The following is a 14,650-nucleotide window of genomic DNA, read 5'->3' as shown; positions in this document are numbered from 1 at the left end:
CATGCGCATACTGTTTTCATTGCTGTTGCTGGTGGGATTTGCGGCGAGCGCGACCGAGCCGACGCAGACGTTTACTGACGATCTGAACCGTAAGGTGGTGGTGCCGGTGCATCCGAAACGGATCGTCTCGCTACACGACCTGGACATTACTATTCCGCTGATTGAGCTTGGCGTACCGCCGGTGGCGAGCCATGGCCGCACCCGGCCGGACGGCAGCCATTTTCTGCGCTCCAGCGGCATGTTGACCGGCGTCGACTTCGATAATTCCGACATCAAGTTTATCGGCACTGCGGATATCGACATTGAAGCCATCGCCGCCGCAAAGCCTGACCTGATCATTACCGAGCCGACGCGAAATACCCCGGTGGAACAACTGGAGAAAATTGCCCCGACGGTGAGTATCGATCATCTCGACGGCGGCGCACCGGAGATCTACCGCAAGCTGGCGCAACTGACGGGCACGCAGGCGCGGCTCAAGGTTCTGGAGCGGCGCTATCAGGAGCAAATTAAGGCGCTTAAAGCGACTATTGATACCCGCAAAGTGAGCGTGTCGGTGATTCAGGCCAATCAGGGGAAAATCAATGCCATGCACAGCTATCACTCGCTGGGCCGCGTGCTGCGTGATGCCGGGTTCACCTTCCCGCCGCTGATTGAGTCCATCCCGGAAGGGGGACGCATTGACGTCAGCGCCGAGCGGCTGCCGGAGCTGGATGCGGATTTCGTTTTCGCCACCTGGCGCGGGGATACGGGCGGCAAACCGCAGGATGAGCTGGCGGCGATGGATGCGGTGATGCCGGGCTGGTGTCAGTTCCTGAATGCCTGTCGCACCGGACATTACGTTCTGATCTCGCGTGAAGAGGCCATCTCGAACTCGTTCGCCTCGTTAGGGCTGATGGCCGCGCAGGTCCAGTCGCAGATTGCCGGACGTCCGCTGCCGGAGGCGTCACGATGAGCCGTAAAGTTGATCTCTTCGGTGACCGCCTCCGCTCCCGGTCGCACCAGCTCACGCCGCGCCTGCTGCAGGTGGCGCGCTATATCAATGAAAATCGTGAAGCGGTGATGGAGCAGACGGCAATGGAGATCGCGACGCTGCTCAAAACGTCGGACGCCACCGTCGTTCGCGCCATCCAGGCGCTGGGTTTCGCCGGGCTGCGCGATCTCAAGCAGACGCTGGAGCAGTGGTTTGGCCCGGTTGTGACCTCCAGCGAAAAGATCTCCACCACGGTGAATACGCTGACCAGCGACGTCAATGCGAGCATTGATTTCGTGTTGGAGGGGCATCAGCACACCTGTGAGGTGTTGTCTGAACCCCACAACCGCTTCGCGATGGCGCAGGCGGTCTCGCTGCTGGCGCAGGCGAGGCAGGTTGCCATATTTGGGATTGGCGCGTCCGGGATTTTGGCCGACTACACCGCCAGGCTGTTCAGCCGGATGGGGCTACCCGCCACGCCGCTTAACCGCACGGGAATAGGGCTGGCCGAGCAGTTGATAGGTCTCCAGCGCGGGGATGTGCTGATCATGATGGCGCAAAAATCCGCGCATCGGGAAGGGCAGACCACGCTGCGCGAAGCGAAACGGCTGGGGATCCCCACCATTTTGCTCACCAATGCCACCGACTCGCGATTCAGCAAAGAGGCCAGCGTGGTGATCCACGTTCCGCGCGGCGGCGAGAAGGGCAAAATCCCCCTCCACGGCACGGTGCTGCTGTGCCTGGAGATGATTGTTTTATCCGTCGCCTCCACCGAGCCGCAGCGCACCATCAAGTCGATGAAGCGCATCAACGAGCTTCACCGTGGGCTAAAGCCGGGCAAGAAAAGCAGTTGATTGTCTCCCTCTCCTTTGAAGGAGAGGGGCGGGTGAGGGTGTCATACCGCACGATGATTCTTCCGGTACTGCAGCGGCGTCTCGCCAATCCCCTTCTTAAACGCGCTGATAAACCAGGTCACGTCAGAAAATCCCACCCGCGCGGCAATCTCCCGCACGCTCGCGTCACTGTGCAGCAGGTATTCGCACGCCTTACGCAGGCGGAGCGTGTTCAGGTAGTGGTGGATTTTCTCCCCCGTCTCCGCATGAAATTTTCGCGACACGTAGCTGCGCGATCTGCCCAGTTCCGCTGCCAGCGCGTCGAGGCGGAATTTCTCCTGATAATGCTCGTCCAGCCAGAACATCACCTGGCTGGCGATCCCCGTGCTGCTGCCCGGTGCGCCGGTACGATCGTCAGGCAACATAGCAAACAGGCTAATCAGCAGCCCGGCGATGCTTTCGCTGCTCATCGGCGGCGGATAACAGCTGAACAGATGATCGACATGGCTATGGCAGTATGCCAGGTCAACCACCCACGCCTCTGAGCCGCGACGCGAGAGTTTTTCCAGCCGCTGCTGCGTGTGCGGAAAATCACGCAGACACTTCAGCACCGCGTGGTGGTCGAGGTGAATAATCGTGCGCCGGTAAATCGCTTCCGCCTGTTCGTCCACCCTGACTTTATGTAGGGTAAATGGCGGAAAGAAAAACAGGCGTCCGGGGCGCATGGTGTAGTGACGGTTATCGACAATCGCGACGCCAAACCCTTCTTCCACATAGAGAATTTCAAGACACTGATGCCAGTGGTGGTAACGCACCGTGTTAGCAAACAGGCGGCTGAACGACGCTACGGTGTCGTTTAAGGTAATGAGCTCAAGACGATCGGTTATGGGCGCGTCATGCATAGTGCAATAAAACTCAACTTTTCCCCGTCAGAAGAGATTTATAAACCACCTTTTTAAATTTTATCAACCGCAGGTTTATCGAACGTTCTCACCTGTGACGTGGCTAACATTTCTCCACCTTACGCATTCACTATGCTTGGCCGCAGTTGATGACGAGGGTGGAACTATGCGGGCGGAAAGCGAAGAAAAATCAAATCTGTTGTCTTCACGCCAGGACGTCGTGGCGTCTCTGAATACTTTACTTGGCGCGCTGGATAAGCAGTTTCCGGTAAATCATTCGCGGTTCTCGCTGGGTGATACCTGCGCGCACTACGCGACGGATATCGCGCAGATGGAGGGGCTCTCCCGCGCGCTATGGGGGTTGTTTCCGCTGTTGGCTTCGGGCGATGCTTCGCCGTTTAGCGAGAAGTACATGGAGGCCATCAGGATCGGCACCGATCCGCAAAGCCCGGGCTACTGGGGCGAAACCGCTCCGTACGATCAGCGTCTGGTCGAGATGGCGTCCTACGGTCTGGGGCTTTCCCTGCTGGGGAATAAACTCACCGATTGCTTCAGCGAGCGCGAGGTGATGAACCTGCACGCGTGGCTGAATCAGATTGCCGACGCGCAGATGCCCGACAGCAACTGGAACTACTTTGCCATTATGGTCCAACTGGGCTTCAAGCGCGCCAGGCTGCCGTACGACCAGGCCGCCATCGACCATCGGTTTGCGCTGATGGAGGCCTATTACCTGGGTGATGGCTGGTATTCCGACGGCGCGGGTCGCCCGAAAGATTACTACATCTCCATGGCGTTCCACTTCTACGGCCTGATTTACGCCACTTTAAGCGGCGATGAGGCGAGGGCAGAAGTGCTGCGCGAGCGCTCGCGTCTGTTTGCGGAGGACTTTATCTACTGGTCCGCCGCGGACGGCGCGTCGGTACCGTTTGGCCGCAGCCTGACCTACCGCTTTGCGATGGTCGCCTTCTGGAGCGCGGTTGCCTTCTCTGAACTTGACGTGTTCACGCCGGGTATTGTGAAGGGCATTATCCTGCGCCATCTCCGCTGGTGGCAGCAGCAGATAATTACCGACCGGGACGGCATTCTGACCCTCGGTTTTGCCTGTCCGAACCTCGCCATGTGTGAGGACTATAACTCTCCCGGCTCGCCCTACTGGGCGCTAAAAAGCTACCTGATTCTGGCGCTGCCGGAGACGCATCCGTTCTGGCAGGCAGAAGAACAGCCGCTGCCCACGCTGGCGGAGAAGCACGTCATCCCGCACGCGCAGCAGATCCTGATGCATTCGACGAACTCTCAACACGTCACCATGCTCACCGCCGGTCAGCTGGAGCTGAACAACTACGTCAACACCGAAGCGAAATACACCAAATTTGCCTACTCCAGCCGCTTTGGCTTCACCATTGAGCGCGGGCGCTTTGGCCTGAAGCATGCGGCCTGTGATTCCATGCTGCTGCTGGCGGACGGGGATAACTATTTCCGCGGACGTCGCGAGTGCGACGCGGTGAGGGTGGAAGAAAACTACATCTATTCACGCTGGTCGCCGTGGCACGACGTGCACATCGAGACCTGGCAAATCCCGTTTGGCGAGTGGCATTTGCGCCTGCACCGCATCAACAGCGCGCGCACGCTGCAAACGGCGGAGGGCGGTTTCGCCGTGATGAAAACGGAGCACCAAATCCGCGCGCGCGGCAGCTATCTGGCGGCAGAGAACGGCAGCAGTGCGATTGTCGATCTGTCGCCTTTCATTGAACGCACCCCGGACAGCATCGTCACGCCGCCGAACAGCAGCATCATGTTCCCGGAGTGCGCCTCCATTCCGCTGTTAAAAACCGATCTCCAACCGGGAGAGCGCTGGCTCTGCTGTGCCGTCATTGCCAGTGAGAAACAGAACGTTGCGGCCGCGCCGCAGCTGGATATGAACCATAACCGGGTCGTAATCCGCGACCCTGGAGGCGAACGTCTGCTGTCGTTCACGTTATAAAATTCTGACCCTACACCTCGGCGAGGATGGTATGAAAAATACATCGACAACCAACAGAACCGAATATTACAAAATCAGCAGCTTTATTTTTCTCTATTTCTTTACCTGGTCCGCGAGTATTGGTCTGCTGGCGATCTGGCTGGGTCAAAAAGCGAATCTCAGCGGGACGGTAATTGGAACCGTGTTCGCGGTGAACGGAATATTTTCCGTTATTCTCAAACCCATCTACGGCTATATTCTCGATAAAATCGGCATGAGCAAATATCTGCTCTATTTTGTGGTCGCCATGTCGGCCCTGATGGCGCCGTTTTTTATTTACGTCTATCAGCCGCTGTTAATGTCCAGCACCTTGCTGGGGATTATTATCGGCGCGCTCTATTTAAGCTTTGCCTGGTATGCGGGCGTGGCGGCGTGTGAATCCTATTCCGACCGCTTCAGCCGCTTAAACGGCATGGAGTTCGGGCAAATTCGTATGTGGGGCTCGCTCGGCTGGGCGGTGGCATCGTCCTTCTCCGGCCTGCTGTTCAACCTCTCACCGACCTATAACTTCATTATGGGCAGCGTGACGTCGATCGTGATGCTGGTTGTCCTGCTCAGCCTGAAAGTGAACACTAACTCCGTTCATGCCGATGCGGTACTGACCAAAGAGAAAATTGCCCCCGCAGATGTGTATGCCCTGCTGCGTAACCGTAAATTCTGGGCTTTTTGCCTGTATGTGGCGGGCGTGGCGTGGATGATGTTTATCGCCGAGCAGCAGTTCTCGCGCTATTTCGTTACCTTCTTTGACGATATTCATGAGGGCAACGCGGTGTTTGGCTATCTCGGTACCGTGCAGTCGGGCATAGAATTCGTCATGTATATGGTTGTCCCGCTGTTCGTTAACTTTATTGGCGCCAGGCGCGGGCTATTAATTGTCGGGCTGATCGTCGGGGTGCGTTTGATTATTTCCGGGATGTGCGACTCGCATCTGTTAATTTCCGTGCTCAAGCCGCTATACGGTATGGAAATTTGCCTGCTGCTGGTGTCGGTCTTTAAATATATTGCGGAGCATTTCGACAAGCGCGTGAACGCCACCATGTATTTACTGGGCTATCAGGCGATGCTGTACGTGGGGAACGTGGTGGTTTCCTCGCCTGCCGGATATATGTATGACCGCATCGGCTTTGAACAGACCTATATCATCATGGGGGCGACGGCGCTGATCTTTACCCTTATTTCTGCTTTTACGTTATCCGCCTGCCAGAGCAAATGGCGCGGCCCCCGCCCGCTGAACGTAGCAGAACCTTCATCACGCTGACCACAAGGAACCGAAATATGTTAAGTCGTATCAGAGAGGAACGCCTGTCTGCCATTCCTGCTCCCGTAGACTCGCGCCTGTTTAGCGATGAACTGATCTCTGCGCGTAGCCACGTCCTCGAGCTGATTAGCCGTCATTTAACGGCATTCGGAGAGCAGTTCCCGGCGGAAACCTGCCGGAACGGTTATTACCCGCTGACCGACAACGTAGAGTGGACAACCAGCTTCTGGACCGGCCAGCTGTGGCTGGCGTGGGAGATGAGCGGCGAGGAGAAATTCCGCTCGATGGCGGAAAAACACGTGCGCTCCTTCGGCCTGCGCATCGCCGGGCGCAGCGACACCAACACTCACGATCTGGGCTTCCTGTACACGCTCTCCTGCGTGGCGGCCTGGAGACTCACCGGCAGCCGCGAGGCGCGCGGTTTCTCCCTGCTGGCGGCTGAAGCCCTGCTGGAGCGCTTTCATGAGAAGGCGAAAATCATTCAGGCGTGGGGCGATCTTTCAGACCCGGAGCAGGCCGGACGGATGATCATCGACTGCAACATGAACCTGCCGCTGCTCTACTGGGCGACGGAGCAGACGGGGGATCCGCGCTTTGCTGACGCCGCAAAAGCGCACGTCATGCAGGCGGCAAACTATCTCATCCGCGACGATGCCTCCACGTTCCACACCTATTATATGGACGTGGTAACCGGCGCGCCGCGCTACGGCAATACCCAGCAGGGCTATGCCGATGACTCCTGCTGGTCGCGCGGGCAGGCGTGGGGGATTTACGGCTTCCTGCTGAGCTATATCTATACCGGCGACGAGACGATGATCGCCCTGTCGAAGCGGCTGGCGAACTACTTCCTCAACCGCCTCCCGGAAGACTACGTCTGCCACTGGGATCTGGCGCTGGTGGGGACCGACGCGCTGCGCGATTCGTCCTCGGCGGCGATTGCGGTGTGCGGGCTGCTGGAACTGGTGAAGCACCTGCCCGTGACGGATCCGGACCGGGAGCGTTATCTGGAGTGGGCCAAAGGCATTATGTCGTCACTGACGAAGCACTACCTGAGGGGCAAAGAGGAGAAGGGTACCGGGCTGCTGAAGCACTCGGTCTATCACCTGGCGAGCAACAAAGGGGTGGACGAGTGTGCGAGCTGGGGGGATTACTTCTATGTGGAGGCGCTGGTGCGCTTTACGCAGAGCTGGAAACTGTACTGGTAAAAACGGTCGGGGGGGCGACCCCCGACTCGCGGATCACGCTTTAGGAATACGCAGCGTCTGGCCGGGGTAGATTTTATCCGGGCTGGAGAGCATCGGGCGGTTAGCCTCAAAAATCTTGTTGTACTGGTTGGCATCGCCGTACACGGTTTTGGAGATAGCGCTCAGGGTGTCGCCGGATTTTACCGTGTAGTAGGTGGCTTCATCTTTGGCATCGGTCGTGGTGATGTTGTTCTCCACCTCGCTGACGCCCGCGATGTTGCCGACGGCGACCTGGATTTTTTCTTTCTGCTCCTGGGTCAGCCCGTCACCCGTCACGCTGGCCTTGCCGTCGGTAACGTTAACCTGAACTTTGTCTGAACCGGGAATGTTGAGTTTCTTGAGGTGCTCGGTGATTTTGTCGCTCTGACCTTTGTGGTCGGTCAGGTTATCCCATAGCTTTTCGCCTGCTTCTTTCACGAAGTTAAAAAGACCCATTCCATCCTCCTGTTGATCATGAAGTCAGAATAAGCATAGCAGGTCAGAGAGAATTCCCTCCCCGGAAGGAGAGGGAAGGCAGGTTTTAAACCCCTTGCTCCAGAATACGGATGTGGGTCTCCAGCACGTCACCCTTCACCGCATCGCTCCACGCTTTCATGTGCGCGGTCTGCAGGTGTGCTTCGAGGTGCGCGACGGTTTCCCACTGCTCAACCATGATAATGGAGTCTGGCGCAGTGGCCTGGAAGCTTGCGTCGGTAGCGGCGTCCACCATCGGCGCGTAGCCGTGGCAGCCTTCTTCTTTCAGTACGGTTGGGATGATTTTCGCGAACTGATCCAGCACCGCCTGGCGGTGATGTTGACCTGGACGAGTACGGATTTCTGCGATTACTGTAAGCATGGTTACTACTCCTTTAATTCCAGGCTACCAGTTAAGCAAAAATTTTCGCGAGATGCTTGCGATATTCTGCGATATAGCTCGGGACGTCAGGCATTTTAATCACGTCGTTGACGATAAAGGTCGGCAGCGGATCCATCCCCAGGAACTGGTTCGCCTTGTGGAACGGCAGATACGCGCCGTCTACGCCCACGCCTTCGAAGAACTGATCTTTTTCGGTGAAGGCTTCCAGAGGGGCGTTCCAGGTCAGGGAGAGCATATATTTTTTGCCCTGAATCAGACCGCCGGAGCCGTATTTTTTAGAGGCATCAGAGCGGGTGCGTCCGTCGCTGGCATACAGCGAACCGTGACCTTCGGTGAAGACGTCGTCCATGTATTTTTTCACGGTCCACGGCGCGCCCATCCACCAGCCCGGCATCTGCCAGACAACCACATCGGCCCACAGGAAGTTCTGCACTTCGGCCTTCACGTCATAGTTGCTGTCCGCGCGCACGACCTTAACATCATGCCCGGCGTCGCGCAGGAAACCGTCCGCGACCTCGGTCAGGGTGTCATTCAGCTGGCCTTTAGAGTGCGCGAACTCTTTCGCGCCGTTGATAATCAGAATATTGCTCATTATTTGTCCTCGGTGATGTGAGTATGCCGGGTATTCTACGCGCGAGGACGGAGCGGAAAAATAAGCAAAATGTGCAAAGTCTTTTGCGCTAAATGCAATAATCCCTTACCAGTTAACCTTCACTTCAAAGCCGCCTTCTGGCGCATTGCCCAGCGAGACGCGCATGCCGTGCAGCGCGGCAATGCGTTTCACAATGGATAGCCCCAGCCCGCTGCCCGTGGCGTCCTGACCCGGTGGACGATAAAAGCGCTCGCCGAGACGCGCCAGCGCATCGGGCGCAATGCCCGGGCCATTGTCGCGCACGGTAACGCTACGGGTGTTCAGCGTCACGTCTACCACGCTGCCGCGCGGGCTGTAGCGGGTGGCGTTATCCAGCAGGTTGCGCGCCAGCAGGCTCAGAAGCAGCTGCTGACCCGTGCGGGTCACCTCCGGCGCGTTGATGTGCAGGCGAATATCAATACCCGCCTGCTGTGCCGAAGGATAAATATCCATTACCGCAGACTGCAGCAGGTCGGCCATCGCTATCTGTTCTACGCCGTCCAGGCTGTCCAGCGAGTCCAGGCGCGACAGGGTGAGGAGCTGATCCACCAGCCGGGAGGCGCGGTCGATACCCGCGTGCAGTTGCGCCAGCGCTTTTTCCTGCGCCTGCGGATCGTCCTGAGAAAGCTGCGCCACGTCGGTTTGCACCTTCAGCGCCGCCAGCGGGCTGCGCAGCTCGTGGGCGGCGTCGGAGGTAAAGCGGCGCTCGCGGGTCATCATCTCCTGGGTACGGGTAAAAAGATGGTTCAGCGAGTCGAGCAGGGGGCGCACTTCCGCCGGCACGCCCTGAGTGGGCAGGGCGTCGGTGGCGTCCGGCGAGCGGGAACGCAGGGTCTGGGCCAGCTTTTTAAGGGGCTTCAGCTCCCGGCTCAGCAGGACAATAAGCAACAGCAGCATCACCGGCAGCGCCACCAGCCACGGCGTCAGCTGCGAGCTGACCACGTCCAGCGCCATATCCTGCCGGTACTCCCACTCCTGGCCGACCACCACGCGGTATTTTCCGTCTGGCGACGTCAGCCATAAAAAGCGCCATTCATCGTTGTCATCCTGAAGCCGTCCGTCATCAAAGCCGTCACGACGATAGTGATACGGGATATCGCGCCCGTTTTCGCCGTCGTTAAGGATCATCGTGCCGTCTGAAGCGTAAATAGCGAAGGCCAGCGCGTCATCGTCCAGATGCCCGTGTTTGGCCTTTTTCGGCACCTCGCGCATGCGCTCCGGCGCGCGGATCTCGTCCAGATCCATCGTCAGCAGCCGTTTGGCAAACAGCATCTGCTGGGTGTCGAACAGCTTATCGAGCTTGTGGGTGGTCTGCTGCCACGCCACCAGGCTGGCGGCAAACCAGGCCGTCAGAGACAGCGCTAAAAAGAGGAGCGTCAGGCGCAGCTTCAGGCTCAGCTTCATGCGTCACCCAGGGTGTAGCCGATGCCGTGCACGGTGCGGATAAACTCGCTCCCGAGCTTGCGGCGTAAATGATGGACATGGACTTCGACGGCATTGCTGGAGACGTCATCGTCCCAGGTATAAAGCTTTTCCTCGATCAGCTTGCGCGGCAGCACCCGGCCCGCGTTGCGCATCAGCAGCTCCAGCAGGGCGAACTCTTTGGGTTTAAGCGTCAGCGTTTCGCCCTCCAGCGTGGCGACGAGGCTTGCCGGATCGAGCGTCACCTTGCCGTGGCGCAGCTCGCTGCGGGTCTGGCCGTGGCTGCGGCGCACCAGCGCTTCCAGACGGGCGGCCACTTCTATCAGCGCGAACGGCTTACAGAGATAATCGTCCGCACCAAGGCGCAGCCCTTCAACGCGCTGGTTCAGCGCATCCCGCGCGGTCAGGATCAGTACCGGCTCGCTGCGCCCGCTTTCGCGCCAGGCGCGCAGGATCTCCAGACCGTCAATTCCCGGTAGGGTCAGGTCAAGCACCACGGCATCATAGGGCGCAGAGGCAAGCGCGGCCTGCCCGGTTTTCCCCTCGGTAAACCAGTCCACGCTAAAGCCCAGTTTGCTTAAGCCTGCTTTGATGCCATCGCCGATTAACCTGTCGTCTTCTACCAGTAAAATGCGCATGTTCCCTCCTTGATGCCGTCAGTAAACCCTCTGCAAGCGCCTGCTGTACAGTAAAAATAAATAAATTTTCCCCTTAAGAAGTTGTTAAGGTTTACCCTGTTTAATGGACTGCGAAACGACATTAAAGGGAGAGATGAAGATGAAAAAATTCGCTGCAATTGCTGCCATCATGATGATGACCACCGCGCCGGTCTTTGCTGCACAGGGCGGCTTTACTGGCCCATCTGCGACACAGACCCAGACGCAAACCCAGCAGGGCGGTTTTGTCGATAACAACGCCAACCTCACCACCGCGGCTAAAGTGAAAGATCTGAAGGACGATGCCTGGGTGAAGCTGCGCGGGAACATTACCGAGCGCCTGTCCGATGACCGCTACACCTTCCGCGACGAGTCCGGCACGGTGGTGGTTGAGATTGACCACAAGCGCTGGAACGGCGTGACCGTCACCCCGCAGGATAAGGTAGAGCTGCAGGGTAAAGTCGACAAAGACTGGAACGAGTTTGAAATCGACGTGAAGCAGGTTATCAAGCTGAACAAATAACCCGAAAAGGGCCGCTTATGCGGCCCTTTTTCTTTGTGACTCAATTCGTCAGATGAGGTAGTATCTGCGGCAATATTGCCTGAAACCCTTCGGTTTCTGAGTTGAGGAATCACACGTAATGAGCGATATGGCAGAGCGCCTCGCGCTACATGAATTCACGGAAAACGCCTACCTGAACTACTCCATGTACGTCATCATGGACAGGGCGTTGCCGTTTATCGGGGATGGCCTGAAGCCCGTTCAGCGCCGCATCGTCTATGCGATGTCCGAACTGGGGCTGAACGCCACCGCCAAGTTCAAGAAATCCGCCCGTACCGTGGGTGACGTACTGGGTAAATACCATCCGCACGGCGACAGCGCCTGCTATGAAGCGATGGTGCTGATGGCCCAGCCGTTCTCTTACCGATATCCGCTGGTGGACGGGCAGGGGAACTGGGGTGCGCCGGACGATCCGAAATCCTTCGCAGCGATGCGTTATACCGAATCCCGCCTGTCCAAATACGCCGAAGTGCTGCTGGGCGAGCTGGGTCAGGGAACCGTTGACTGGGTGCCAAACTTCGACGGTACGCTGCAGGAGCCGAAGATGCTGCCTGCGCGTCTGCCGAACATCCTGCTGAACGGCACCACCGGTATTGCGGTCGGCATGGCGACGGACATTCCGCCGCACAACCTGCGTGAAGTGGCGAAAGCCGCCATCACCCTGATCGAGCAGCCAAAAACCTCGCTGGACGAGCTGCTGGATATCGTGCAGGGGCCGGATTACCCGACCGAAGCCGAGATCATCACCTCGCGTGCAGAAATCCGCAAGATCTACCAGAACGGTCGCGGCTCCGTGCGCATGCGCGCGGTGTGGAATAAAGAGGACGGCGCCGTGGTGATCACCGCGCTGCCGCACCAGGTTTCCGGTGCCAAAGTGCTGGAGCAGATCGCCTCCCAGATGCGCAATAAAAAGCTGCCGATGGTGGACGATCTGCGCGACGAATCGGACCACGAAAACCCGACCCGTCTGGTGATCGTGCCGCGCTCTAACCGCGTGGACATGGAGCAGGTGATGAACCACCTGTTCGCTACTACCGATCTGGAAAAAAGCTACCGCATCAACCTGAACATGATTGGCCTCGACGGTCGTCCGGCGGTGAAAAACCTGCTGGAGATCCTCAGCGAGTGGCTGACGTTCCGCCGCGATACGGTGCGCCGTCGTCTGAACCATCGTCTGGAGAAAGTGCTTAAGCGCCTGCATATCCTCGAAGGTTTGCTGGTGGCGTTCCTCAATATCGATGAAGTGATTGAGATCATCCGTACCGAGGACGAGCCGAAGCCCGCGCTGATGTCGCGCTTCGGCATCAGCGAAACCCAGGCCGAAGCGATCCTCGAACTGAAGCTGCGCCATCTCGCTAAGCTGGAAGAGATGAAGATCCGCGGCGAGCAAAGCGAGCTGGAAAAAGAGCGCGATCAGCTGCAGGCGATCCTCGCCTCCGAGCGCAAGATGAACACCCTGCTGAAGAAAGAGCTGCAGGCGGATGCCGATGCCTTCGGCGACGACCGTCGTTCTCCGCTGCACGAGCGCGAAGAAGCGAAGGCGATGAACGAGCACGACATGCAGCCGTCCGAGCCGGTGACCATTGTGCTGTCGCAGAGCGGCTGGGTGCGCAGCGCCAAAGGCCACGATATCGACGCGCCGGGCCTAAGCTATAAAGCGGGCGACAGCTTTAAAGCGGCGGTGAAAGGCAAGAGCAACCAGCCGGTGGCGTTTATCGACTCCACGGGCCGCAGCTACGCTATCGACCCGATCACGCTGCCTTCCGCGCGAGGCCAGGGCGAACCGCTCACCGGTAAGCTGACGCTGCCGCCGGGCGCAACGGTTGACCACATGCTGATGGAGGCCGACGACCAGAAGCTGCTGATGGCGTCCGATGCGGGCTACGGCTTTATCTGTACCTTTAACGACCTCGTGTCGCGTAACCGTGCCGGTAAAGCGCTGATCAGCCTGCCGGACAATGCCCGCGTGATGACACCGCTGGTGATTGAGAACGAGAGCGACATGCTGCTGGCGATCACCTCTGCCGGACGCATGCTGATGTTCCCGGTCAGCGACCTGCCGGAGCTGTCGAAAGGTAAGGGCAACAAGATCATCAACATCCCGTCGGCGGAAGCCGCGAAAGGTGAAGATGGCCTGGCGCACCTCTTCCTGCTGCCGCCGCAGAGCACGCTGACCATCCACGTTGGCAAGCGTAAAATCAAGCTTCGCCCGGAAGAGCTGCAGAAAGTGGTGGGCGAGCGCGGTCGCCGCGGTTCGCTGATGCGCGGCCTGCAGCGTATCGACCGCGTGGAGATTGATTCGCCTGCGCGCAGCAGCGCGGGCGACAGCGAAGAGTAATGTCATGACACCCCCTCTGTCCGGAGGGGGTATTTCAATAAAATTTCCCGTAAAATCGTTGTTAATTCGTGCGTTGCGATTAACAATACGCGCTCGTAATAAAGTCCTTACCTGGCCACAGGTGAAGTATAATTGTCAGCTGTCAGGGCTTCAGAGGTCGCTATGCTATACATTGTTCGTCTTATTCTTACCGTTATTTACTGCATTCTGGTCTGTATTTTCGGCTCTATTTACTGCCTGTTCAGCCCGCGTAATCCGAAGCATGTTGCCACCTTTGGCCATATGTTCGGTCGCCTTGCGCCGCTGTTTGGTCTGAAGGTTGAAAAACGCCTGCCTGAAGGAGCGGAGAACTTCGGTAACGCCATCTATATCGCCAACCATCAGAACAACTACGATATGGTGACGGCCTCCAATATTGTTCTGCCTCCGACCGTGACGGTGGGGAAAAAAAGCCTGCTGTGGATCCCGTTTTTTGGCCAGCTGTACTGGCTGACCGGTAACCTGCTGATCGACCGTAACAACCGTGCAAAAGCGCACGGCACGATTGCAGAAGTGGTGAATCATTTTAAAAAGCGCCGGATCTCAATCTGGATGTTCCCGGAAGGGACGCGTAGCCGCGGCCGCGGCCTGCTGCCGTTTAAAACCGGCGCGTTTCATGCCGCAATTGCGGCAGGTGTTCCAATTATTCCCGTGTGCGTTTCCAATACTTCTAATAAGATTAATCTTAACCGCCTGAATAATGGTCTGGTGATTGTCGAAATGCTGCCACCCGTCGATACCAGCAAATACGGTAAAGACCAGGTGCGCGAACTGGCAGCACACTGCCGCGAGCTCATGGCTCAGCATATTGCGCTGCTGGATAAAGAAGTCGCAGAAAGAGAAGCCGCCGGTAAGGTTTAATTCGGCGTTAAAGGGAAAAAGAATTCCCGCGTTGTTAGTCGTTTCAGATGGAGCTTAT

Annotated in this window: 14 protein-coding genes; 8 read left to right on the top strand and 6 right to left on the bottom strand. The window is 57.9% G+C overall.

Annotated features, from left to right (window positions below; all coding sequences use genetic code 11):
- Position 1: 1 nt before the first annotated feature.
- Together ACMGGH_RS01925 and ACMGGH_RS01920 are read left to right on the top strand one after the other, a co-directional pair.
- Entirely contained in the window at positions 2–952 is a 951-nt protein-coding gene (locus ACMGGH_RS01925) for an iron-siderophore ABC transporter substrate-binding protein (protein WP_048959954.1), read from the top strand.
- Positions 949–1,824, top strand: a complete 876-nt coding sequence (locus ACMGGH_RS01920; protein ID WP_028014433.1) for a MurR/RpiR family transcriptional regulator — start codon at positions 949–951, stop codon at positions 1,822–1,824. The genes ACMGGH_RS01925 and ACMGGH_RS01920 overlap by 4 nt, the downstream gene beginning before the upstream one ends.
- 41 nt (positions 1,825–1,865) lie before the next feature.
- Here the strand turns inward: ACMGGH_RS01920 and ACMGGH_RS01915 are convergent, their stop codons facing one another.
- The gene (locus ACMGGH_RS01915) at positions 1,866–2,705 is read right to left on the bottom strand and encodes a helix-turn-helix transcriptional regulator (RefSeq protein ID WP_219358132.1); all 840 of its coding nucleotides are present in this window, start codon (positions 2,703–2,705) and stop codon (positions 1,866–1,868) included.
- 166 nt (positions 2,706–2,871) lie between these two features.
- Between ACMGGH_RS01915 and ACMGGH_RS01910 the strand changes: the two genes are divergently transcribed.
- The 3 genes from ACMGGH_RS01910 to ACMGGH_RS01900 are packed head-to-tail and all read left to right on the top strand — an operon-like array spanning position 2,872 to position 7,188.
- Positions 2,872–4,686 (top strand): DUF2264 domain-containing protein, encoded by a 1,815-nt coding sequence (locus ACMGGH_RS01910; RefSeq protein WP_232948967.1) that lies wholly within the window; start codon positions 2,872–2,874, stop codon positions 4,684–4,686.
- Between the two features lie 31 nt (positions 4,687–4,717).
- On the top strand, positions 4,718–5,983 hold the full coding sequence (locus ACMGGH_RS01905; RefSeq protein ID WP_232948966.1) for an oligosaccharide MFS transporter: 1,266 nt from the start codon (positions 4,718–4,720) through the stop codon (positions 5,981–5,983).
- A 17-nt stretch (positions 5,984–6,000) separates the two neighbouring features.
- Positions 6,001–7,188 carry a glycoside hydrolase family 88 protein gene (locus ACMGGH_RS01900; protein ID WP_048959950.1) on the top strand — a complete coding sequence of 396 codons (1,188 nt, stop codon included), beginning with the start codon at positions 6,001–6,003 and terminating at the stop codon, positions 7,186–7,188.
- Between the two features lie 33 nt (positions 7,189–7,221).
- Here the strand turns inward: ACMGGH_RS01900 and lysM are convergent, their stop codons facing one another.
- The 5 genes from lysM to qseB form a co-directional block, all read right to left on the bottom strand.
- On the bottom strand, positions 7,222–7,662 hold the full coding sequence (gene lysM, locus ACMGGH_RS01895) for a peptidoglycan-binding protein LysM (protein WP_028014428.1): 441 nt from the start codon (positions 7,660–7,662) through the stop codon (positions 7,222–7,224).
- Between the two features lie 85 nt (positions 7,663–7,747).
- Complete coding sequence (locus ACMGGH_RS01890) at positions 7,748–8,062, bottom strand: putative quinol monooxygenase (protein ID WP_008502984.1); 315 nt, start codon at positions 8,060–8,062, stop codon at positions 7,748–7,750.
- Positions 8,063–8,093: 31 nt separating this feature from the next.
- Complete coding sequence (locus tag ACMGGH_RS01885; RefSeq protein ID WP_041908121.1) at positions 8,094–8,675, bottom strand: NAD(P)H-dependent oxidoreductase; 582 nt, start codon at positions 8,673–8,675, stop codon at positions 8,094–8,096.
- Positions 8,676–8,780: 105 nt separating this feature from the next.
- Positions 8,781–10,118 carry a quorum sensing histidine kinase QseC gene (qseC, locus tag ACMGGH_RS01880; protein ID WP_219358135.1) on the bottom strand — a complete coding sequence of 446 codons (1,338 nt, stop codon included), beginning with the start codon at positions 10,116–10,118 and terminating at the stop codon, positions 8,781–8,783.
- Positions 10,115–10,774, bottom strand: a complete 660-nt coding sequence (gene qseB / locus ACMGGH_RS01875; protein WP_045261340.1) for a quorum sensing response regulator transcription factor QseB — start codon at positions 10,772–10,774, stop codon at positions 10,115–10,117. Before qseB ends, qseC begins: the two co-directional genes overlap by 4 nt.
- A gap of 139 nt (positions 10,775–10,913) precedes the next feature.
- Here qseB and ACMGGH_RS01870 point away from each other — a divergent pair, with 139 nt between their 5' ends.
- The 3 genes from ACMGGH_RS01870 (at position 10,914) to plsC (ending at position 14,592) form a co-directional block, all read left to right on the top strand.
- Entirely contained in the window at positions 10,914–11,315 is a 402-nt protein-coding gene (locus tag ACMGGH_RS01870; protein ID WP_023309189.1) for a YgiW/YdeI family stress tolerance OB fold protein, read from the top strand.
- A 118-nt stretch (positions 11,316–11,433) separates the two neighbouring features.
- Positions 11,434–13,692 (top strand): DNA topoisomerase IV subunit A, encoded by a 2,259-nt coding sequence (gene parC / locus ACMGGH_RS01865; RefSeq protein WP_136485013.1) that lies wholly within the window; start codon positions 11,434–11,436, stop codon positions 13,690–13,692.
- A gap of 162 nt (positions 13,693–13,854) precedes the next feature.
- Positions 13,855–14,592 carry a 1-acylglycerol-3-phosphate O-acyltransferase gene (gene plsC, locus ACMGGH_RS01860; protein ID WP_028014424.1) on the top strand — a complete coding sequence of 246 codons (738 nt, stop codon included), beginning with the start codon at positions 13,855–13,857 and terminating at the stop codon, positions 14,590–14,592.
- Positions 14,593–14,650: the final 58 nt, after the last annotated feature.

It is taken from the genome of Enterobacter sp. BNK-16, from assembly GCF_048684955.1.
GTDB classification, from domain to species: domain Bacteria; phylum Pseudomonadota; class Gammaproteobacteria; order Enterobacterales; family Enterobacteriaceae; genus Enterobacter; species Enterobacter bugandensis.
The sequence above is the reverse complement of the archived record's forward strand: the minus strand, read 5'-3'. Positions and strand labels throughout refer to the sequence as shown.